Annotated in this window: 16 protein-coding genes; 1 reads left to right on the top strand and 15 read right to left on the bottom strand. The window is 60.3% G+C overall.

Annotation, left to right across the window (positions count from 1 at the left end):
- Window positions 1-3: 3 nt before the first annotated feature.
- The 8 genes from EL18_RS16630 to EL18_RS16595 form a co-directional block, all read right to left on the bottom strand.
- On the bottom strand, window positions 4-2,232 hold the full coding sequence (locus tag EL18_RS16630) for a type I secretion system permease/ATPase (RefSeq protein ID WP_051914434.1): 2,229 nt from the start codon (window positions 2,230-2,232) through the stop codon (window positions 4-6).
- A 45-nt stretch (window positions 2,233-2,277) separates the two neighbouring features.
- Complete coding sequence (locus EL18_RS16625) at window positions 2,278-3,744, bottom strand: TolC family protein (RefSeq protein WP_036486859.1); 1,467 nt, start codon at window positions 3,742-3,744, stop codon at window positions 2,278-2,280.
- Window positions 3,745-4,067: 323 nt separating this feature from the next.
- Complete coding sequence (locus EL18_RS16620; RefSeq protein ID WP_036486858.1) at window positions 4,068-5,825, bottom strand: Ig-like domain-containing protein; 1,758 nt, start codon at window positions 5,823-5,825, stop codon at window positions 4,068-4,070.
- Window positions 5,826-5,926: 101 nt separating this feature from the next.
- A complete protein-coding gene (locus EL18_RS17420) occupies window positions 5,927-9,721 on the bottom strand; it encodes an Ig-like domain-containing protein (protein ID WP_051914433.1) in 3,795 nt (1,264 codons plus the stop codon).
- Between the two features lie 507 nt (window positions 9,722-10,228).
- Window positions 10,229-11,536: a TRAP transporter large permease gene (locus tag EL18_RS16610; protein ID WP_036486857.1), complete on the bottom strand. Its 1,308-nt coding sequence runs from the start codon at window positions 11,534-11,536 to the stop codon at window positions 10,229-10,231.
- Between the two features lie 15 nt (window positions 11,537-11,551).
- The gene (locus EL18_RS16605) at window positions 11,552-12,118 is read right to left on the bottom strand and encodes a TRAP transporter small permease subunit (RefSeq protein WP_244444634.1); all 567 of its coding nucleotides are present in this window, start codon (window positions 12,116-12,118) and stop codon (window positions 11,552-11,554) included.
- A gap of 79 nt (window positions 12,119-12,197) precedes the next feature.
- Entirely contained in the window at window positions 12,198-13,220 is a 1,023-nt protein-coding gene (locus tag EL18_RS16600) for a TRAP transporter substrate-binding protein (protein ID WP_200875550.1), read from the bottom strand.
- A 13-nt stretch (window positions 13,221-13,233) separates the two neighbouring features.
- On the bottom strand, window positions 13,234-13,836 hold the full coding sequence (locus EL18_RS16595; RefSeq protein ID WP_200875549.1) for a gluconokinase: 603 nt from the start codon (window positions 13,834-13,836) through the stop codon (window positions 13,234-13,236).
- 96 nt (window positions 13,837-13,932) lie between these two features.
- Here EL18_RS16595 and gntR point away from each other — a divergent pair, with 96 nt between their 5' ends.
- Entirely contained in the window at window positions 13,933-14,964 is a 1,032-nt protein-coding gene (gntR, locus tag EL18_RS16590; RefSeq protein WP_036486848.1) for an HTH-type transcriptional regulator GntR, read from the top strand.
- Window positions 14,965-15,002: 38 nt separating this feature from the next.
- Here the strand turns inward: gntR and EL18_RS16585 are convergent, their stop codons facing one another.
- Genes EL18_RS16585 through EL18_RS16555 form a run of 7 tightly spaced genes read right to left on the bottom strand, consistent with a single transcriptional unit; the run spans window position 15,003 to window position 20,874 of the window.
- Window positions 15,003-16,283, bottom strand: a complete 1,281-nt coding sequence (locus EL18_RS16585) for an L-fuconate dehydratase (protein ID WP_036486847.1) — start codon at window positions 16,281-16,283, stop codon at window positions 15,003-15,005.
- A gap of 15 nt (window positions 16,284-16,298) precedes the next feature.
- Complete coding sequence (locus EL18_RS16580; protein ID WP_036486842.1) at window positions 16,299-17,144, bottom strand: fumarylacetoacetate hydrolase family protein; 846 nt, start codon at window positions 17,142-17,144, stop codon at window positions 16,299-16,301.
- Window positions 17,145-17,165: 21 nt separating this feature from the next.
- A complete protein-coding gene (locus tag EL18_RS16575) occupies window positions 17,166-17,894 on the bottom strand; it encodes an SDR family oxidoreductase (RefSeq protein ID WP_036486840.1) in 729 nt (242 codons plus the stop codon).
- A gap of 12 nt (window positions 17,895-17,906) precedes the next feature.
- Window positions 17,907-18,359 carry a MaoC family dehydratase gene (locus EL18_RS16570; protein ID WP_036486838.1) on the bottom strand — a complete coding sequence of 151 codons (453 nt, stop codon included), beginning with the start codon at window positions 18,357-18,359 and terminating at the stop codon, window positions 17,907-17,909.
- Window positions 18,359-19,429 (bottom strand): Gfo/Idh/MocA family protein, encoded by a 1,071-nt coding sequence (locus EL18_RS16565; protein ID WP_036486836.1) that lies wholly within the window; start codon window positions 19,427-19,429, stop codon window positions 18,359-18,361. Before EL18_RS16565 ends, EL18_RS16570 begins: the two co-directional genes overlap by 1 nt.
- Window positions 19,422-19,751, bottom strand: coding sequence for an L-rhamnose mutarotase (locus EL18_RS16560; protein ID WP_036486835.1), 330 nt, complete (start codon window positions 19,749-19,751; stop codon window positions 19,422-19,424). Before EL18_RS16560 ends, EL18_RS16565 begins: the two co-directional genes overlap by 8 nt.
- 1 nt (window position 19,752) lies before the next feature.
- On the bottom strand, window positions 19,753-20,874 hold the full coding sequence (locus tag EL18_RS16555) for a mandelate racemase/muconate lactonizing enzyme family protein (RefSeq protein WP_036486833.1): 1,122 nt from the start codon (window positions 20,872-20,874) through the stop codon (window positions 19,753-19,755).
- Window position 20,875 lies beyond the last annotated feature (1 nt).

The raw sequence follows: 20,875 nt of genomic DNA, 5'->3' as shown, positions 1-20,875 counted from the left end.
GTCCTACTCCGTCGTACCAACAGGGGTGGCAAGCTGCGGTGTCGCATCGCCGCGCGGCGCGGTGCGGGTGCGCTTGTTGCCCGTATGCTTGTTCAGGATTTCATCGCGCGGGCCAAAGGCCGTTACCTTGCCGCCGCGCATGACGAGCGCCTTGTTGACAAGACGCAGGATTGGCTGGCGATGGGTTGCGACGATCAGTGTCCGCCCGGCGAGCCAGTTCTCCATATTGTTGATGACCCTGGTCTCGGTCGCCTGATCCATGGCCGCTGTGGGTTCGTCCATCAAAACGATGCGCGGATCGCGCAGCCAAAGACGCGCCAGACCGACCGACTGGCGCTGCCCGCCTGACAGGCCCTTGCCGCCTTCCCCTATGGGGCGGTCGAGCCCCTTGGCGTGGCGGCGCACGAGATTTTCCGCACCGGCAAATTCCAGCGCGGCAAGCATCTCCTCGTCACTGACATGCCCAAGCCCGAAGGAGAGGTTGGAGCGCAGCGTGCCAAAGAAGAGCGAGATTTCCTGCGGGAAATAGCCGATCTGACGGCGGATATCCGAGGGGTCGATCTGGCGGATATCGGTGCCGTCGAGATTGAGATTGCCCGAGGATGGGAAATAAAGGCCCGACATGAGCTTCAGGATTGTCGATTTTCCTGCACCGTTGTTGCCGAGCAGTGCGACGGCATCTCCACCCTCGATCTCAAGCTTCGGAATGTCGAGAACAGTCGCCTCGTCCTTGCCATAGGTGAATTTCGTCTCGACGAATTCGTAAGAGCCTTCAAGGGCAGGTCGGGAGACGAATTGACGACCGCGTGGGCGGTCGACGGGAAGCTGCATGACCTTGTTGAGGCCAGTCAGCGAGGTCTTCATTTGCTGCCAGCGGGCAAAGATCGCGGATAGCTGGCCCAGGGGTGCGATGGTGCGCGATGAGAGGATGGAGGCGGCAATGAGTGCGCCCACGGAGATCGAACCCGCCTGCACCAGATAGACACCGGCGACGATGACGAAGACATAGGAAAGCTGCTGCACGGAAGTCGCCAGATAGGTGAGGCTGGAGCCCAGCGAGCGCTGCTTGATGGAGTTCTTCACCAGAAGCTGGTTGTATTCCTCCCAAAGCCGCTGGAAACCGGCTTCGCCCTGATAGGCCTTCACCGTTTCGGGATTGGAGACAGCCTCGATGAGGATGCCATTGCGGATGGAGGCTTCCTTGTGATGGTTCTTGGACAGTTTCGCGAGCGGCACCTGCGCCAGGAAACCGGCGCCGATGATGACGGGAATGGCGATCATGAGAACGAGCGCCAGCGGCCCGCCGATGGTCCACATCACGAAAAGAAAGAGAAGCACGAATGGCAGATCGCTGATCGCACCGATGGTGGTGGAGGTGAAGAATTCGCGCACCGCCTCCACCTCGCGCACCTGGTTGATGAAGGCACCGTTGGAACGCGGGCGGGCGGCGCATTGCACGTTCATCACATGCTCGAAAAGCTCGGCGGAAATGCGCATGTCGATGGAGCGGCCAATCTTGTCCATGAGATGCGAGCGCACCGTGCGCAGCATGGCTTCGAAGACGATGGCCACACAGACGCCGATGGCCAGAACCCAAAGTGTGGAGAAGGCGAAATTTGGGATCACCCGGTCATAGACCTGCATGGCAAAAAGCGCTGAGACCACCGCCAGAAGATTGGCAAGTGCCGCGGCAAGGCCGACCTCGGTGAAACCGGTTGAATTCGCCCGCACATTGCGCCACAGCCAGTGGCCTTGATCGGGTACGGTGATGTCATCCGCGCGGCCGTCAATGACATCGCGCGCACCGGCATAGATGACCGTGCCTCCGAAAAGAGCGGCGAGCTCGTCATGCGAATAGGTCACCGTGTGCTCGTCCAGCTCGGGACGGATGATGCGGAAATCATCCTCCATGCGGTCGGTGACGGCACATGTGCTGCCGTCTTCAAGCAGGATGAGAACCGGCAGCAGATCCTTGTGGATTTCACCAAGCGTTGCCGTGGTGACGTGACCCTGCAACCCCGCGCGGCGCATGGCGCGGGGAACCAGCTCCAGTGTCAGCTTTCCATCAACCAGCGGCAGGCCCGTCTTCAGCGCCTCCTCCGAGAGGTCACGATTGTTCAGCCGGCAAAGCAACGCGACGCCGTTGAGTATGTGATCCGCCGACGCAAACATTCTGCGCGCTACGACCGGGTCTTCGGCAATACCGGCGCCCATCTCCTCTGAACCTGTCATTTCCGCACTCCCGACACGGTGTTGATACGCGTTTTGCTGTTGCTGCTACTGTTCGACATGAAGGCCGACCGCGGCACGCAGCAGCCCCAGATCGCTCAATGTCTGGTACTGGTAGAGGAGCCGCTCGCGCAGCATGTCTTCCTTCTGACCCTGCAGTTCATGCACCTTGCTTTGAGCCGTCAGGATGTCCGCGACGGCGCGGTCGGCAGCGACAAATTGCTGTTCATAGGTGTCACGAACCGCTTCCGCGCGGGCGATCTGGTCGTCGAGGATCGTGATCTGGTTGGAGATGTAGGGAAGGCGCTGGGACTGCTCGCGCACGCGGCGCACCAGTTCCTCACGCTGCGCTTCCGCCTCGAAACGGCTGGCGGCTGCCGACTGGCGACGTGCCTCCACCCTTCGGAAGGTGCCAAGGCCGACCGAGGTCGGACCACGCATCTCGAACAAGAGCCTCGTATCGATATCGGAGAGATCGTCATTGGCATTCAGCACGCCGCGTGCGTTCAGCCGCGGCAGAAGCTCAAGTTCTGCCTCGCGCGCAGACAGATCGAGCGCGGCGGCTTCGCGCGAGCGGGCACGTACGCTCGGGGCGTTGGAGGCGAGAAGATCGACATTCGATGTGGCAAAGACGGCGGGGTCGTAGCGCAGGGCCGTCGTGTTCTGCACGTCCCGCCCGACCCGCAGGCGGAAGGTGGTGCGGGCACGGTTGAGCTGCGAGCGCTGGTCCTCAAGCTCCGAACGCGCCTGATCAAGCGTCAGGCCGACCAGGTCGCGCTCGCTGGTGTCGCTGGCACCGGCTTCAAGGCGGCGTTCGGCAAGGTTGAAGATGCGCTGAAGCGCGGTGATGTTTTCCTCGGCAACCTTGATCCGCCTTTCGGCATGATGAACGTCGATATAGGCCTGCACGGCCTGCAGCGCGGCTTCTTCCTTGCGCTGGACGAGTGTGAAGCGTGCCGAATTGGCTTCTTCCTGCGAGCGAAGCACCTGGGTCTTCACCGCACCCCAGTCGAAGATCGGCTGATTGGCGCTGATTTCTCCTTCTGCCTCCCGGTCACCGTCGCGAGAATCCGCTACTGCATATTGAATCTGTGAGGAGAAAGTCGGGAAATAACCGGCGCGCGCAGCCGAGACTTCCGCCTCGCGGCTCTGCAATGCGAGTTCCGCGGATCGCGATTCCGAAGATCGCTCAAGCGCTGCCTGCACATAGGGCCGCAGTATCTCGCTGCCGGGGAGCGGGAAATTGGCCTGAATTCCGTCGACACGTCGAACACGCCGCAACTGCGGTTCGCCGTTTTGCGTGGTGCTGGCGACCTGCTGTTGCTCCTGCCTGACCGGGCGTGGGGCAGGCCTTGCGGTCTGACCTGGAGCAGACGGCGCGGGCAGCGGGCTTGCTGCTGCAAGTCGCTGCGGGGCGTTTGAGGTTTCCGCCGCGTATCGCGTGCTGTTGAAGGAGCAACCGGTGATGAAAAGGAGCGCGAGCGAATAGGTGAAATGAATTTTCCTGGGCAACATGGTGATCCATCTCGAAGGCGTGGATGAAGCAATGGCCTTCCACACCGTTTGCGCCGACTGATCGCAAACAGACTGAGCCTTCAGACGAGAAACATGCGGAACAGGCGCTACGCCGGCACGTGATGCAATGAACTCGGGCGATAAAATTACATACAAGCAACAAGCGGTCTTGCTGCGGGAAAAACCCGCAGTGGCAAAATCATGCCGAGGCAAGGATGCCCGCATATTCGCTTCTCCACCAATAAGGAGGGAATGTTGCTCAGGGCGGAAAAGGGGCGATGCATTCGCACCGCCCCTGATCGCGATTTCCACTGGCCGGCGCCTCAGGCACCGAGATTGTGGTTCTGGCTGTCCATGAACGGATCGGAATGCGGGAAGGTCACTTCGACGGTGACGACATTGTCATCGTCATTGTCCTCGACCTCGGCAGTTTCTTCCGCTTCGGCTTCGACCGGAGTTTCCGCAGCCTCATCGGCAGCAGTCTGTTCGTCGTCGACGTCTTCTTCCGATGCGGCGACCTGTTCTTCACCGGCCACGGGCTCTTCACCCTCGCCGGATGCTGCCTCGCCGTTTTCCGCGGCTACCAGTTCTGCATCCTCTTCGACGGTGTTCTCAACCTGCTCATCGGCAATCTCGAGCTCTTCATCCTGCTGATCGTCGAGGAGAAGCTCCTCATCATCAGCCGAAGTGTTGCCAAGATCAGTCGGAGCTTCTTCGAGCAGGCTTTCGGTCTCCGTGCCGAGTGCCGCCATGATGTCCAACTCGTCCGAGCTGGCCACAGCCGGCGGGAATGGCGGGTTGATCGGGTTACCGTTATCATCCAGCAGAACCGCTTCCTGGTTCTCGCCTTCATAAGGCTCGGGGCGGTGCTCCGCCGGCGGACGGGGCAGGGCGACCTTCTCTCGCTTTGTGATGGCAGCCTTGCGCCAGCCAAGCCAGCTCTTCGCGCCATAAACCAGATCCGTTAGCCAGTTGGCCGGACCTGTGTGTGCGACAAGCCTGTTGCCCCACCACTTTTCCCAGCGATACTGGCCGGTGCGTACGGTGCGCCACTCATATTCCTGCGGCGGGCGATAGTTGAGCGGGGGCTCTTCGGCGACGAAATTCTGCTCGGCGAAATTACCGGCTTCATCGCGCGTGACTACCTGGAACCTCGTGCCAACCTCGACCGGGTTCTTCGACAGATCGAAGCGGAAAAGGCCGTCATCGCCCACCTTGCCGATGGCCAGAACCTGACCATTCGCATCACGCAGCTCGATGTCGGAACCCGGCTCGGATTCGAAGGTGAGCTCATAGGTGAGTGAGGTCAGAACCTCGATATCCGGCGGTGTCGCATCGATGGTCACACGCGGAATGAAATGGTTCGGGTTGTCGGGGTTGGGCAGGTTGCCCGCAGCATCCTGTCCCACGACATCGAACTGGCGATCTTCCGGAAGACCATTCGGGTAGCCACGGAACTCGGTGATCGACCAATGGAAATCCGAACCGACGACCGCCGAACCGATGGCCAGGGAAGGATCGAAATTGTTGAAGTCGTAATCGCCGATCTCGAAGAGATAGATGATGCCGGCTTCACCCACTTCGCCGCTGACTTCGCGTGCGTTGTAGGTTTCCACGAACTCGCGAGGCTCCGGGATCTGGAAGTCGTCGCCCAGTTCGAATACTGCGGAGTCTTCGTTTGAAGCGTCACGGTTTGAAGACGCATCGCCAGCTTTGGCCGCATCCTCGGATGCGACGGGATCGGCGACCTGCTCGGCGGCTGCATCGCGAGCGGCATCTGCAGGGGCATCCGGACGCTGCTGCTCGGAAGCAGCCTGTTCGTCGCGCATGTCCTTCTGCGGCAGCTCTGCGGAAGCGTCCTTGTCGGCCTTTTCCGGTGCAGGCCTTGCCTCAGCCTTCACGTCGTCGTCCTTCGGGGCGTCCTTGGAGACAGGCTTTCCATCCTCGACAGGTGCGGTTTCGGCCAGGTCCTCGCGGACCGGGAAGGTTACCGCAACCGTGGCAACATTGCTGGTGTTGCGGCCGTCATCACGGTTGGATGCGCTTTCATCGCGCAGAATGTCATTGCTGAAATCAGTCATTCAAATACCCTCAAAAATAGAGCTTCAATCAAATACCCTCCGGCGGGCAGGCCCGCCGGAAGGGTTGGGGGCAGTCAATGACTGCCGCCCCCCGGCAGGGATCAGGAGAGATCGTTCTTCTGGGTCTCGATCCACTGCATCGAGTCCGAAGCGCTGCCGCTGGTCTCGATCTCGAGATCATCGATCTCGACTTCCGCCGAATCCGGCTCGGCGGCATTCTCAGGCGTTTCCTCGGATGCATCAGCATCGGAAGCGCCTTCAGCTTCAACCACCTCGCCATCAACCTCGTCGATGATCTCGAGCTGGTCATCCTCAGCCGCATCCAGCTCGAGAGCTTCCGCCTCAGCCTCTGCCGCTTCCACAAGGCTTTCGGTTTCCGAAGCGATATCCGCTTCGATCACCTGCTCGATCTCGTTGTCGAACGAAGCCAGATCAAACGCATCGGGTGCGATTGCCGGGCTGTCGATCGGCGGGTTGATCGGGCTGCCATTGTCATCCAGCGCAACCACGGATTCGGCTTCACCTTCATACGGCACCGGCTCATGCGTGTGCTTGGCCGGTTCCTTGACATAGGTCTCGGTGACATTCGCGTAGTGGTGGTGATCACCAAGAAGCAGGAACGAGTTCTTGCCGTGACTGTGCCAGGTGCCCTTCTTGAAGGTCTCCACGATCTTGCGCACGGTACGTGTGCCCATGACCGGCGGGACGTAATGATTGAGCGGCGCGTCGATGATGCTCACATCCGTCTCGCTGAAGTTGCCCGCCTTGTCACGAGCAACAAGCGTGAACTCTTTGCCGGCTTCCACCTCGTTGGGGAATTCGAAGCGGTAGAGGCCGTCAGAACCCACGGTTGCCGTACCCAGGAGCTGGCCAGTTTCGTCACGCAGCTCGACATCACTACCGGGCTCGCTCTCGAAAGTGAGCTCGTAGGGATAGTTGGTCAGAACCTCGAATTCAGGCGCGGCATCATCAACAATGAAGCCGAACTTGGTCTCGTTTCCGGCCTTGTCCACCGCGTTCCCGAAGAGGGTCTTGCCGTGAGGCAGGCGATCCGCTCCCTCGAAGATCATCTCGTAGAAGCCGTTCTCATCGGTGGTCGCGGAAGCGATGGCCTCGGACGGATCGAGATTGTCGGCATCGAAACCAGGCATATCCGGATCATAGATATAGATCGTGGCATCCGCCTCGGGTCGGTCGGGATCATTGCCTTCCAGCGCGTGGCCGCTGATGCGACCGCTATTATAGGTTTCCAGAAGGGAAAGAGGCTCCGGGATCTGGAAATCATCGCGCTGTATGTCGTTGGACAAGGTGGCAAAGCCGTCATTGTCTTCAGTGTTCTCGGTGAGAGCAGCACGCGACATCATTTCAGTTTCGGACGTGGCTTCCTCGGCAAGTTCCTCTGCGGCGAATGCAGAAGCTACAGCGGTCGGCGGGCCGATCGGAATGTCGTCGATGATGACCTCAAGATCTTCACTGGAATTACCGGCAGCATCGGTTACCCGCAGATAGACCTTCTGGTTGTCCTGGAAGTTTCCGGTGAAGCTGAATTCCGTCTGATCCGGGCCAAGCTGTGCCGTACCGACTAGATTGCCGTTCTCATCAAACATCTCGACAGTTGCACCGGCTTCTACCGTACCGGAAACCTCGTTGCCATTGTAGGCAGTCAGATCCGGCTGATCGGGTGCGATGGCATCGATGACGACTTCCTTCGGCACGGAAACGTTGCCGGCCGCATCTTCGAGTGTCAGGTCGATGGTTTCGCCATCGGCAAGCGGACGCGTCGGCGTGATGGAGTAGGTGCCGTCCGGATTGACCGTGGCGGAGCCCACAACAGTGCCCATGCTGTCGGTTGCCGTGATGATGGTGCCGGCTTCCGCGCCGTCACCGGCGATCTCCGACGCATTATAGGCGGTGACATTCGGCTGCTCCGGAGCAACGGCATCGATCACGCCATTGGTGGGATCGGACTCGTTGCCGTTCGTATCCGTTGCGGTCACCTCGATGCGGGTGCCGTTAGCGGCAGGCGGGGAGAGTTCGACTGCATATTCGCCCGTGGACGGATCGGCGATTGCCGTACCCAGCACATTGCCATTGCCGTCGCGCACGGTCACCGTCGAGCCGGGCTCGGCCGTGCCGGTCACTTCATTGGCGTTGTGCTTTTCCACGACAGGGTTATCCGGCGCCATCGCATCGATCACGCCATTTGCCGGGTCGGACACATTGCCATTGCTATCTTCAGCGACAACCGAGATCGGTGTGCCATGGGCAGGCTTTGGCGACAATTCGACAACGAAGTTGCCGTTTTCGTCGGCGACTGCCGAACCCAGGACATTCCCGTTCTGATCACGTACGGTGACGGTTGCGCCGGCTTCGGCTTCACCAGTCACCTGGGAACCGTTCTGCTGTTCGAGGATCGGTGCATCGGGCGCCATGGCATCAATCGTGCCATTTGCCGGGTCCGAAACATTGCCGGCGTCATCTTCCGCGACAACGCTGATCGGAGTGCCATGCGGGGGCTGAGGCGACAGGGGAACGGTGAAGTTGCCGTTTTCGTCGGCAACCGCGGAGCCCAGAACATTGCCGTTCTGATCGCGCACAGTAACCGTGGAACCCGGCTCGGCTTCACCGGCAACTTCCGTGCCGCTCTGCTTTGTCAGGACCGGTGTATCCGGCGCAATGCCGTCGATCACCAGCTCGTCCGCAGGCGAACGGTTGCCGGCATTGTCGATGACTTCAACGTCTACGACATCACCATCGTTGAGCGGCGGGTTGGGCTCGTATTCGAACTTTCCATCTTCCACCGGCACAGTGACCTTGGTGCCATCGGGAAGCGTGATCTCGACTTCCTTGGCATCATCGTCACCGATCTCACCGGAGATCAGGTCCGGGTTGTAGGAAATGTAGTCCGGCGCACCCGGAGGGTTGGCGTCAATGATGACGGGGGTTGGATCGGACTCGTTGCCGTTCGTATCCGTCGCGGTCACCTCGACTTCGGTGCCGTCGCGCAGCGGCGGGTCGAAATCGATGACATAGTTGCCGTCTTCATCGGCAATGGCCGAACCAACCGGGGTGCCGTTGCTGTCGCGTGCGATGACGGTCGCGCCAGGCTCGGTCGTACCGGTCACGCGGTCACCATTGTGCTCATCGACTTCCGGTGCATCGGGTGGCGTGCCGTCAGCAGGCACCGTGATCGGATCGGACGTTTCGCCCGTTGGGCCTTCGACAATGATCGTTACGTTTTCATCAGGCGGCAGCGGCGGGTCGAAGGGGATGACCCAGTTGCCGTCATCATCGGCGATCGCCGTGCCGAGCTCTTCGCCATCGTCATTCTCGGCGATGACCTTGTAGCCGGGCTGCGCAGTACCGGTAAATTCGGTAATACCTTTCTTGATCAGCTCGGGCTGCTCCGGCTTGCCGCCGCCGCCATTATCACCGTCGCCATTGTCACCATCGCCGGGACCGCCATTGCCGTCACCATCCGAGCCGGAAGCTGCAGCGGCAATGCCTGCGGCTGCAAGTCCGCCCAGAAGTGCGATCGGAAGAAAGCCAAGGCCACCGGCAGCAGCGCCTGCGCCATAGGAAGCAACAAGCGTGCCGTCAGCAGCTTCACTGAAGGTCACTTCCACATAGACGAGTTCGCCATTTGCATTGGTATCAGCAAGAAAGAGCTCAGGGATGCCATTGGCATCGTCCAGGAAATAATCCTGGAGAATGACCTGGCGTCCATCGACAAGAGTGATGACCAGGTCGTTGCCGTCGCGAAGATATTGCGCGACACTGTCGATCTGAACGCCGAGCGCAATGCGATCGGCAGTGGCCACTTTCAGCGCCGAACGCGCGGAAGTGAGTTCGCGAACCGTATTGCCGGCCGCGCTTTGAATCTCAACTCGTATCATTTTACAAACAGTTCCTCGAACCAATTACTTTTCAAAAATGATCCCTTCAGGGGCCCCGCCTCCCGCTGCGAGCTTCAAAATCGGCGCTCTGGCTAGAAGTCGGACGACTGGTCTTTCAGCAAACAGTGCTTTGCCAGTCATAATGCACCAAGCAAATATACATCTTTCACGCGAGTGCAATCTGCAGGACTGTCGCAGGGGGATGTCGCAGGCTGTTCGCACCTGCTTATCGACGGGATGATGGCAAGGGGCATATGAGGCGCAGTTGTGCGATGGAACAGGGCGTTGGGGTGGTACAGAACGGAAAAATATCCGCGAAATCATGCCGTTGCGGAACTGCACGTAAAAATTGAAATTCTTGTGTCCGGGGAAGGTGTGTTGCGGCGACAGCCGGACGTATATGGAATGTATAAACGTGGATGTACGCAATGTCGCAGGGCCTGGAAAAGCGGGTGACCCAAAAAGAAGGGCGGCGCAGGTCTGCCGCGCCGCCCGGATTTTTTCCGCCTATCGACCGGTGATGCCGGGGAAGGCGATGAGAATTGCCACTGCCAGTATCTGCAATGCGATGAATGGCATCAGTGATTTGAAGATGTCGCCAAGCGAGATTTCCGGCGGGGCCACGCTTTTCAGATAAAAGGCGGCCGGACCGAAGGGCGGCGACAGGAACGAGACCTGCATGTTCATGCAGAACAGCACGCCGAACCATACCGGATCATAGCCAAGCTCGACGATGATCGGCACGAAGATCGGCATGGTCAGGAGCGCAATGCCCACCCAGTCCAGGAACATGCCGAGCACGAACAGGATCAGCATCATGAACAGCAGGACGATGGTCGGATTGTCGGAAATGCCGGTGATCAGCGCGGAGACGAAATTGATGCCGCCCATCAGGTTGAAGACGCCGACGAGGGCACTTGCGCCGATGCCGATCCAGACGATCATGCCGCAGGTGGACAGCGTCTGCAGGACCGCGCCCTTGATGAGTTCGAGGTTGAGCTCGCCGCGAATGGCGGTCGACAGGATCACGCCGGCAACACCGACGGCCGACGCCTCGGTGACCGATGCGATGCCGCCATAGATGGAGCCGAGCACGAAGATCACCACCATCACCGGCAGGACCAGGCCCTTGAGCAGCTTCAACCGCTCGCGATAGCTTCCCTCATCCTCTTCGGGGATGGGAGCCATGGAGGGGTTCAGATAGGAGCGGATCAGCACATAGGCCACATAGAAACCGGCCAACATCAGGCCCGGCAGGAAGGCCGAGGTGAAGAGTTCGCCGATGGAGACATTGGCGGTCAGGCCGTAGATGATCAGAACAATGGATGGCGGCACCATGGTGCCCAGCGCACCGCCCGCGCACACAACGCCGATCGCAAGATTGCGGTCGTAGCCAAGGCGCAGCATCTGCGGCAACGCGATGAGCCCCAGAAGAACGATCTCGCCGCCAATGATGCCGCTCATGGCAGCCAGAATCACAGCAACGAAGATTGTCTGCACGGCCACGCCGCCGCGCAACCGACCGCCGATGAGACGCATCGCATCAAACAGGTCACGCGCAATTCCCGACCGGTCGAGGATCGCCGCCATCAGCACGAACATGGGCACCGAGACGAAGACGAAGGAGGAGACGAAGGAATAGACGCGGCTGGTGATCAGCGGCACGGCCATGGGGCCGAACCAGCCAAGCGCGAAAAACAGCGCGACGAAGAGCGTGACGAATGCAAGCGGCATGCCGGTGAGCAGCATGCCCAGCAGCATGGCGAACATGACAAGCGTGCCATATTCGATGCCGAGAGCGGAAAGTTCCAACATAAAGCTCTAGCCCCCTCAGCGCTGCGGCTTGCGCGCGTAGTTATAGGCAAGGATGATGAACTGCACTGCCAAGACGAGGAGCATGGCCAGCATGAAGAGCTTCAGGAGTGCAGGATAGGGCGGGTTCCAGGCGCTGCCCGTGCGTTCCAGCCGGATGGCACCATCGGGTGACCAGACCGACCGCGCAACCATGAGCCAGGAGGCATAGGCGAAGAACGCGGCGGAGAAGAAGCAGACCAGAGAGATGACGACATCGAGCATGCGGCGCATTTTCGGGCCGACCATGTCGTAGATCAGGACCACGCGGATATGGCGGTCATGTGCCGCGCAGTAGACACCGCCATAGATGAAGGCGATGGCGCAGAGGAAAATGGTCGTCTCATGCGCCCAAAGCGTTGGCGAATTGAGCACATAGCGCATGAAGATCTCGAGAATGAGAATGCTCATCGAGACAATGAAGCAAAGCGCGAAGACCAGCCCCACGCGATCAATGATGTTGCCAAGAATGCCGGCTTCGGCAATGGCCTTGCGTTTCTCGCCTGTCACCGCTTCCACGGCCAGGACTTCGTCCTTGTTTTCCACGCCCGATCTCCTCGCGTCCATCGCGCAGCATCAATAAGACACCGCCGGCCATTGCTGACCGGCGGTGATGCCCTGAGCCTTACTCGACCAGGCCCTTTTCCTTGAGGTAACCGGTGAGGGTGTCATACACCTTCTGCGCATTGGCAGAGCGGCCGGCAACCTTTTCCCACTCGCCCGTGGCGATGGAGCGGAACTTGGCGCGCTCTTCATCAGACCAGTTGTGGACGGTGATCTCGCCACCTTCCTTGGCTTGCGCAACAGCCTTTTCGTCAGCTTCGGAAAGCGTCTTGACCTGGTGCTGGGCGAAGTCGCGGACGGTCTGTTCCAGAGTTGCCTGCAGGTCTTCCGGCAGCGCATCCCATTTCTGCTTGTTCATCGAGACTTCGACGAGCGGCATGGAGTGGAAGCCCGGATAGACCGGATGCGGGGCGACGTCATGCAGGCCCTGCGCCTGGTTGGTCGAGAAGACCGAGTAGTCGGCAGCTTCGATCACGCCCTTGTCGAGCGAGGTGAAGACTTCCGAGCCCGGCAGGTTGACCGGTGCTGCACCTGCTGCGGCAAACACCTGCTGCACGAGGCCTTCCGGCGCACGCATTTTCACGCCCTTGAGATCGTCAACGCCATCAAGCGGCACGGCCGACACGAATGCTTCAAGACCCGGCGTGGTCGCGCCAATGAACTGCAGACCATAGGGGTTGAGAAGCTCGTTCATCAGCTCCTTGCCGCCGCCCTCGTTCATGAAGTCGAACATCTGCTGCGGTGAGGACCAGGCACCGACCGGGTTGGCGATGAGGCCGAAGGCAGCATCCTTGCCGGCGAAATAGGATGTGTCGGTGATGTGGCCGTCGAGAATGCCGGCGGCAATCGCATCCTGCGTTTCCTGATGCTCGACGATGGAGCCGACCGGCAGAAGCTCGATCTTGACCTTGCCGTCAGTCGCTTCCGCAACATTCTCGGCCCAGCCCTTCTGCAGTTCGAAATTCGGGTTGCCAGCCGGATCGGACGACTGGAACTTGAAGGTATGTTCCTGAGCGAAAGCCGCCCCGGAAATGATGGCTGCGATACCTGTTGCGGCACACAGCTTGGCGAATGTCTTCAGCATGATTTCCTCCGTTTCAAGAATCTTCGGTCTGAACCGCGCTGCCAGACGCGGCTTTTTCTGCCTGACGGCAGAGGACAAGGGCGCGCTCGACCACGCGTGCCCGGTTTTCCGAGACATCAAGGCGATGGCAGCCGGCCTCGCCTGTTGGTGCCTCAAGATCTGCGAGCTGGCTGTCCAGGAGCGCCGGTGGCATGAAGTGGCCGGGTCTGCTGGTGAGCCGCTCGAAAATGACGTCTCTGTCGGCGTCGAGATGGATGAAGAGCGTTTCTCCACCCAGTTTCTCGCGCATGAAGTCGCGGTAGCGCCGCTTCAGTGCCGAGCAGGCAATCGTGACCGCCATGCCCGTCTTTGCCTGCTCCTCGACTGCAGCCTGGCACAGAATGGAAAGCCAGGGCCAGCGTTGCTCGTCATTCAAGGGACGGCCAGCCGCCATGGATTCCACATTTTCCCTGGGATGAAAGCCGTCAGCTTCCAGAAAGCGTGCGGGAAGCGCATCGGCCACGGCCTTGGCGACGGTGCTTTTGCCGACACCGCATACACCCATGAAAATGATGTAGCGCGGGCCGTTGAGCGCCGGGTTTTCAAGCCGATCGGTCATGGATGTCTGTTCTGGCACTGGGACTTTCTCCTCCGGCGGGTGATACATCATGTTAGCGCTAACATTGTCAATCACTATTTCGCCAACTATGACAGGCGCGGGCGAGGAGAAGAGATGCGCAAGGCCAGAAGATCAGGGCGTGTGACGCTTGCGGAAGTGGCACGTGAGGCCGATGTCAGCGCTATCACGGTATCACGCGCGCTGCGCGATCCGGAGCAGGTGTCGAAGGCAACGATGGAGCGCATCGATGCCGCCGTGCGCAAGCTTGGCTATGCACCCGACATGGCCGCCCGAGCACTTGCCTCGCGCCACACCAATGTCATCGGCGTGCTGATCCCCTCTGTCACCAACAATGTGTTCTCGGACGTGTTGCGCGGGATCTATGACGCGCTTGATGGCACGCGCTATCACCTTCAGCTGGGCAATACGCGCTATTCGGTTCTGGAAGAAGAAAACCTTCTACGCATCTTTCTCAGCCAGCGACCGGCGGGGCTCATCGTCTCTGGCATCGACCAGTCGCCGGCCACGCGCGCAATTCTGGAAAACGCCAATTGCCCCGTCGTGCAGATCATGGAGACTGGACCCGACCCCGTGGACATGATGGTGGGATTTTCTCATCGCGAAGGAGCGAAGGCAGCGGTCGCGCATCTGGCCGAAGCCGGTTATCGGCGGATCGCCTTTCTGGGCGCGCGGATGGACCCGCGCACACAGCGCCGCCTGCAGGGATATCAGGACGCGCTGAAACAATACGGGCTGGGCGAAGACGCCGACCTGATCGTCACCACGCCGCGTTCATCTTCGGTGACCCTCGGCGGCTGGTTGTTCGGCGAACTCGTTTCCCGCAGGCCTGACGTGGATGCTGTCTTCTGCAACAATGACGATATCGCGCTCGGCGTTCTGTTCGAAGCGCAAAGGCGCAATATCGCAGTGCCGCACGCGCTTGGCGTCTGCGGGTTCAATGATCTCGAGATGATGGCGTCCGCCTGTCCCTCCCTGACCAGCCTGCGCACGCATCGCGAAAGGATGGGGCGCGAGGGCATCGACATGCTGATCCGCGCAATCGAGGACGACCGCCCCGAAGAGCGCGTCGTCGATCTCGGTTTCGAAGTGATGCGCCGCGAAAGCAGCACGGGCCCGGCACGCTGAAGAAGTTGGCGGCCCGTCTGTCGCTCAGGTCCGCAGAATCATCCGTCGGCGACGCGATAGGCCTCGACGGAAGCCTGCTTCATCTGGATCGAGAAACCAGGCATTTCTGGTGGCATGTAGCTTGCATTCCGGATCACGCACGGGTCGAGGAAATGCTCGTGCAGGTGATCGACATATTCGATGACGCGACCCTCTCTCGTTCCCGAGACCGCGATGAAGTCGATCATGGAGAGATGCTGCACATATTCGCAAAGACCCACGCCGCCCGCATGCGGCCAGATCGGAAGGTCGTATTTCGCCGCCATCAGCAAGACCGCCAGAACCTCGTTGAGCCCGCCCATCCGGCAGGAATCGATCTGCACCACATCGATCGCGCCTCCGGTGATGAACTGCTTGAACATGATGCGGTTCTGGCACATCTCGCCGGTTGCGACCTTCATCGGGGCAACGGCTTCCCGGATCCTGCGGTGTCCGGCTATGTCGTCGGGGCTGGTTGGCTCCTCGATGAAGTAGGGCTTGGCGAATGAAAGCTCCTTCAGCCAGTCGATCGCCTGTCCGACCTCCCAGACCTGATTGGCATCGATCATGAGGTAGCGGTCAGGCCCGAGCACCTCGCGCGCAATGGCCAGACGCCGTTTGTCATCTTCAAGATCGCGTCCGACTTTCAGTTTCACATGATCGAAGCCGGCATCAACGGCTTCCTGGCAGAGCCGGCGAAGTTTCTCGTCCGGATAACCGAGCCAGCCCGCAGAGGTGGTGTAGCAAGGATAGCCCTCCGCCTCGAGCTGGGCGATGCGCTCGGCCTTCCCGGCCTCGGCCCTTTTCAGGATACCCAGCGCTTCCTCGCGGGTGATGGCATCCGTCAGATAGCGGAAATCGACAATGTCGACGATCTCTTCAGGCGACATGTCGCCCACCAGACGCCATACAGGCTTGCCCTCGGCCTTGGCCCATAGGTCCCAGACGGCATTGACCACCGCACCCGTTGCCAGATGCATCGCGCCCTTGTCCGGGCCGATCCAGCGCAGCTGGCTGTCGCCGGTGACATGGCGCCAGAAACGGCCGGGATCCTGCCTGATCCAGTCGAGTTCCAGTCCAACGACCAGATGGTGCATGGCCTCGATGGCCGCGCAGCAAATCTCGTTGCCGCGGCCGATCGTGAAGGTCAGCCCGTGACCCTCAAGCCCCGGCTCGTCCGTCTCCAGCACCACATAGGCGGCGGAATAGTCGGGATCCGGATTCATCGCATCGGAGCCGTCAAGCGACTGCGACGTCGGGAAACGCAGATCGAAGGTCTTGAGATTGGTAATGCGAGTCACAGGCTGCCTCTTGTCTCAGGCGTCGTTGACGCAGGTCTGTTTCTGGCTGCCAAGGCCCTCGATGCCCAACTCGACCACATCGCCTGCCTTCAGATAGCGCGGGGGCTTCATGCCCATGCCGACGCCAGGCGGTGTGCCGGTGGAAATGATGTCGCCGGGACGCAGCGACATGAAGCGCGACAGATAGGAGACGAGATGGGCGACACCGTAGACCATGGTCCTGGTTGAACCGTCCTGCATGGTTTCGCCATTGACCTTCAGCCACATGTCGAGATTCTGCGGATCGGCGACTTCATCCTTGGTTACGAGCCATGGGCCGGTGGGGCCGAAAGTGTCAGCCGATTTGCCTTTCGTCCACTGGCCCTGATGCTCGATCTGGAAAGCGCGTTCGGAAACGTCGTGGCAGACGCAATATCCCGCGACATAATCGAGCGCTTCTTCCTCGCTCACATATTTCGCGGTCTTGCCGATCACCACGCCAAGCTCGACTTCCCAGTCGGTCTTCTTGGAATCGCGCGGAATGATGACATCGTCATTAGGGCCGCAAATGGCCGAGGTGGCTTTCATGAAGATGACCGGTTCGGAAGGAACGGCCATGCCGGATTCCTCGGCGTGATCGGCATAGTTGAGACCGATGCAGATGAATTTGCCGGTGCCGGAGACGCAGGCGCCATATCGCGGATTGCCTTCGACCGCGGGAAGGGTGCCTGCATCGAGTTTCGCCAGTTCGGCGAGCCGTTCAGGGGCAAGTGCCTCACCAGCCACATCGCCGATATGCGCGGAGAGATCGCGAAGCGTTCCCCCGGCATCGATCAGGCCGGGCTTTTCGGCGCCCGGTGCGCCATAGCGTACCAGTTTCATGTCATTCTCTCTTGTGTGGGATCAGATCGTCCAGCCGCCGTCGATGGCGTAGGCCTGGCCGGTGGTGTAGGTGGCTGTCGCCAGATAGACGGCGAGATCCGCGATTTCCTCGGCGGTACCGATGCGACCGATGGGCTGGCGCGCGATGAAGGCCTTGCGTGCGGTTTCATAGTCGCCGGTTTCGCGCAGGCGTTCCTGCAGGGAGGGGCTGTCCACGGTGCCGGGGCAGATCGCGTTGCAGCGGATGCCCTGGCCCACATAATCGGCTGCGACGGCCTTTGTCAGACCGATAACGGCAGCCTTGGTCGTGCCATAGGCAAAACGGTTGGGTACACCCTTCATGCTGGATGCGACCGATGACATGTTGATGATGGCGCCGTCTTCACGCTCCAGCATGCCCGGCAGCACCGCGCGGATGGTGCGGATCATGGCTTTGACATTGAGGTCGAAGGCGAATTCCAGATCACTGTCCTTCATCTCGAGGATGGAGCCGCCATGGACCACGCCGGCGCAGTTGAACAGCACATCCACCTGACCGATTTCGTCCACAAGCGCCTTCACTGCCGCATCTTCGAGCACGTCGAGCCGGCGCGTTTCGACATTCTGCGTGCCATCCAGACCCTTCAGCGCAGCTTCGTTGACGTCGGTTGCGATGACGCGAGCGCCAGCGTTCGCGAAGGCCAAGGCGCTTGCCTTTCCGATGCCCTGCGCCGCAGCCGTGATCAGGACGGTCTTGTTGTTCAATGTCATTATTCAACTCCCTCAGGCAGCCGCTTCGCGGCGCTCCACCACGTAGATATGATCGCAGACGAGCACGACCTCGTCCTTCTGGTTTAGCACTTCGACACGCTCCACCACGCGGCCCATCTGCGGGCGCCTGGGATCGTCCAGCTTTTCCGAAATGGTGGTCCGGGTGCGGATCGTGTCGCCGATGAATACGGGTTTTACGAAGCGCAGGCGGTCATAGCCATAGGAGAAGGCCACTGGATTGATAACATTGGCGGTCAGGCCTATCCCGATGGCGAAGATCATCGTGCCATGGGCGATGCGTCCGCCAAATTCGGATTTCTTCATGAACTCCGCATCCATGTGATGGGGGAAAAAGTCGCCCGTATGCCCGGCATGAACAACAAAGTCGGTTTCGGTGATCGTGCGACCGAAGCTCATGCGCTTGGAGCCGATCTCGTATTCCTCGAAATAGGTGGTGACTTCCATCAGGGTATCTCCGGGATCGATGTGGCAGGCTGGGCGCTGGAGCGGTAGGCGGCCTCGACGAGCGCCATTGTCTTCCAGGCGTCCTCGACGGAACTGACAAGTTCGCCATCCTCGCCGCTGGCAAAGCGCTGCAGATTGGCCATGCGTCCGACAAAGGCATCGGGGAACCAGGTGCCCTCGAGAGGGACGTCGATCCAGTTGTCAGCCCCGCGCGGGCGGATTTGCAGTACATCCGGCTCGCCATGCGGATAATCGAGATTGACGCCAAGCTGCACATAGGCCGCGCCCTGGGTGCCGCAGATGCGGAATTCGCAGGCCTGGTGCCTGCGACCGAAATCGTGATCATGGTTGATCGAGAGCGCACAGCGGACGGTGTCGCCATAGTCGAGAATGGCACTGGTACGGGTCTGCGCCACATCGTGGTTGGGATGTCCGATACTCTTTGCGTGGATGCCCCGAGGATCGCCGAGAAGCTGGCGAACCAGATCCAGATAATGGATGGAGTGCATGGCGATTTCGATGCGCGGCAAGCCTTTCAGGAACGGCCAGAGCTGCCAAGGTGTTGCAAGCGCAAGCCAGGCATCGAAATCGACCACTTCGCCCAGCCAACCCTTTGCGACCGCATCTTTCAGCGCCAGCATCATGGGTGCGAAGCGAAGCTGGAAATTGACGGCGGCCTTCAGTTTCCTGTCTCGACAGATTTCGAGGATGCGGGTTGCTTCCTGCAGATCGCTGCCCATGGGCTTCTGGATCAGCACTGCCGCTCCCTCCGGCAGGACTTTCAGAACATCACTATGACGGGAAGGCGGCGTGGCGAGATCAAAGACCGCGCCTTCGACCGAGGCCGCTTCCTCGGCACTGGCAAAGGCTTGCACATTCCAGCGCTCGCCCAGCTTCCCTGCCTTTTCCCGATCCGGATCATAGAGGCCGGCAATCGGGAAGCCGCCCTTGCGATAGGCAGGATAATGCGCGTCTCCGACAATGGACCCCGCACCGAAGGTGACGATCGGACGCGGGCTTTTCGGCAGCGGCCAGGACTGGGCGAGAGCGCCTGGGTCGAACTCAGTCATGATGGAACACTTCATCCATCATGGCCCACCATTCCCCCTCCTTGCGCGTATCGAGAGGCTTCTGGCAGGGCATGCATACGTCCCACCACTTCTGCGTGGTGGGGTCGGCGGCCATCTTAGCGGCGTCGGCGGCGAAGTCGGTGCCGTGATACTCCCAATAGCCGAAGAGCAGGTTCTCCGGCTCCTTCAGGAAGATCGAATAGTTCCTGATGTTGCATTCGGAAATCATCGCCAGAACATCCGGCCAAACTTCCGCGTGAAGCTTCTTGTATTCGGCGACCTTCCCGGCGTTGAGCCCGATCACCATTCCCATGCGTTCCATCTCAGCCTCCAGCTTGCGTGACCGTGGTGGTGAATTCGCCGATCGCACGATCCTTCAGCACGTCCTCGTCCCAGTCGATACCGATGCCGGGCTCCATGGGTGCGACGGCGAAACCGTTCTCCACCTTCATGCCGGTGGAGGTGATCTCGTCGAGCTGCGGGATATACTCGACATAGCGTCCATTGGGCACGGCACAGACAAGGCTGACATGCAACTCCATCAGGAAATGCGGGCAGATGGGAATGTCGAATGCTTCCGCCGCATGCGCGACCTTGAGCCAGGGCGTGATGCCACCGATGCGCCCCACATCAACCTGCACGATGGAACAGGCACCCTTGGCCATATATTCGCGGAAATGGCGGATCGAGTAGAGCGATTCCCCAACGGCAATCGGCGTGGAGGTCGAACGGCTGAGGCGAATATGGCCGTCGATGTCATCGGCTGGCAGAGGCTCTTCGAGCCATGCCAGATCGAGCGGGCGCAGCCGTTCGGCGCGGCGGATCGCTTCATCGACGCTCAGACCCTGATTGCAGTCGGTCATGATCTCGTAGTCGTCACCGACGGCCTCACGAACGGCTTCCAGGCGGCGGAAGTCTTCCGAGCCGGTCGGCTTGCCGATCTTGACTTTGGAGCCGGTAAAGCCCTGTGCCTTTGCCTGCAGCGCATCCTCCACGAGCGCTTCGGTCTCGATATGCAGCCATCCTCCTTCGGTCGTGTAAAGCGGTGCGCGGTCACGTGCGCCACCGGCCAGTTTCCACAGCGGCAGCTTCTGCTTCTTCGCCCGCAGATCCCACAAGGCGGTGTCGATTGCAGCCAGTGCAATGGCGGTAATCGCACCGATTGTCGTTGCGTGAGTGGCGAATTCCAGCTCGTGCCAGATAGCCTCGATGCAGTCGGCATCGCGCCCGATCAGGCGTGGGGCCAGATGATCAGCCAGAAGGCGCATGACGGAAGAGCCGCCTGTGCCGATCGTGTAGGAATAGCCCGTGCCCACCGCGCCATCGGAATCGGTAATGGTGACGATGGGCGTTTCCTGGCTGACAAAGCTCTGGATGGCATCGGTGCGCTGAACCTTGGGGACAAGGTCCACCATGCGCAGTTCGACTTTCTCGATCCTTGCCATG

The organism is Nitratireductor basaltis (genome assembly GCF_000733725.1).
GTDB lineage: Bacteria > Pseudomonadota > Alphaproteobacteria > Rhizobiales > Rhizobiaceae > Chelativorans > Chelativorans basaltis.
The sequence above is the reverse complement of the archived record's forward strand: the minus strand, read 5'-3'. Positions and strand labels throughout refer to the sequence as shown.